The organism is Photorhabdus sp. S10-54 (assembly GCF_963878145.1).
GTDB lineage: Bacteria > Pseudomonadota > Gammaproteobacteria > Enterobacterales > Enterobacteriaceae > Photorhabdus > Photorhabdus kayaii.
In genome coordinates this window covers 1-1,697 of the sequence record NZ_CAWNXG010000126.1, presented here as the reverse complement: position 1 = coordinate 1,697, position 1,697 = coordinate 1, and the positions used below count along the sequence as shown (strand labels likewise).

The window sequence follows — 1,697 nt, the reverse complement described above, 5'->3', positions numbered from 1 at the left end:
CATGTCATGGCTCGTTTAATGGCTTCTTGCGTTATCCCCGTTTCAGGATAATGGTTCAATGATGTAAGGTTTCAAATATGGATGGATTAGTTTTCACCTGCCGAATTGGCGAACTGCCCCAAACCACTTTTCAGGTATCGCAATTTACTTTACAGGAAGAGCTGTCACAGCTTTATCGCCTGACGTTAAAAGTGGTGAGCTCACGTGATGACATTCCCCTGAATGAACAACTGGGGGACAGCGCGTCACTGACCGTTACCCGTAATGGCGTGACCGAACGGACCATTAATGGTTTGGTAACCGGGGCTGAACAGGGTAATACCGATGGCCGTCGCACTTTTTATATTTTCACTGTCCGCCCCAAAATGTGGCTGATGACACTGAACCAGGATAGCCGTATTTTCCATCGACAGTCCGTACCGGAAATCTTAACGGAGCTGCTTAAAGAGCATTATATTTTCTTTGCCCGCGATACGCTCTATAAACGCCATGCCGAACGGGAATACACCACGCAAAAACGCGAATCGGCCTATGATTTTTGGTGCCGGCTGGCGGCGGAAGAGGGCATTGTCTTCTGGTTTGAGGAAGAACAGACGTTGTTCTGTGATTGCCGCCTGGGCATGCAGGCGGATATCGATCTGACTTACAATACTCACCCTGAAACGGACGAGACAGATACCACCGCGTACGAATGGAGTTATGGCGAATACCTGTGTTCGAATGGCACTATCCAGAAAGACCATAACTTTCTTAACCCCAAATATTCGCTCGAACATCAGAAGCAATCCGACGATAGCGGGCACAATTCGGTGTTTGAAAGTTACGGACGTTTCCAGTGGGACGAGGAAGGAAAACCTTTTACCCAATTGCGGCTGGAACAGTTACGAAACCACAGCAAAGTCGGCACTGCCAAAACTAACTGTATCCGGCTTCGTCCGGGCAAAATTTTTACCCTGCAATCCCATCCAATAGAGGCCATGAACGACCGCTGGCAGGTGATCTCGGTCACGCATTATGGGCAGCAACCTGTCGCGTCAAACGACGGGGGCGAAGGGACGACACTGACAAACGAGGTCGCCTTTATTCCAGGCCATCAGGACTGGCGGCCGCCTTATCGCTACAAACCCCTGGCGGACGGTGATGAAGTCGCCACGGTGGTCGGGGTGGGAAGCGAAGAGATTTATGTGAACGAACACGGCGCGATCCGGATCCATTTCCACTGGAACCGTTACGATAAAGCGGATGACCTCGCGTCTTGCTGGGTACGGGTGGCACAAGGCTGGAACGGCAACGGTTTCGGTTTTATGGCGATCCCTCGCGTCGGGCAGGAGGTGATAGTCAGCTATCTCAACGGCGATATCGACCGCCCGATTGTGACGGGGTGTACCTACAATGGCCTCAACCGGCCGCCGCTTGATTTACCGCGGGAGAAAACCCGTACCACCTTTAAAACCCGGACTCACCGGGGAGAGGGATTTAATGAACTGCGCTTTGAGGATGACAAAGGAAGCGAGGAAGTGTTTATTCATGCTCAACGGGATATGAACATGCAGATTCTCTGGGATAACACCACGCAGACAGGTAATGACCAGAAAACAGAAGTGGCGCATAACCGCACGGCGATAATTAAAAACGATGATGATGAAGCCGTGCAGGGCTTTCAGACGCTTGAAGTCGGTCAAAATCAGACGGTGACC

General features: G+C 51.2%; 1 protein-coding gene. It reads left to right on the top strand.

Annotated features, from left to right (window positions below; all coding sequences use genetic code 11):
• Window positions 1-77: 77 nt before the first annotated feature.
• On the top strand, window positions 78-1,697 hold a 1,620-nt coding region (gene tssI / locus AACQ83_RS24010; protein ID WP_112886966.1), incomplete at its 3' end, for a type VI secretion system tip protein TssI/VgrG.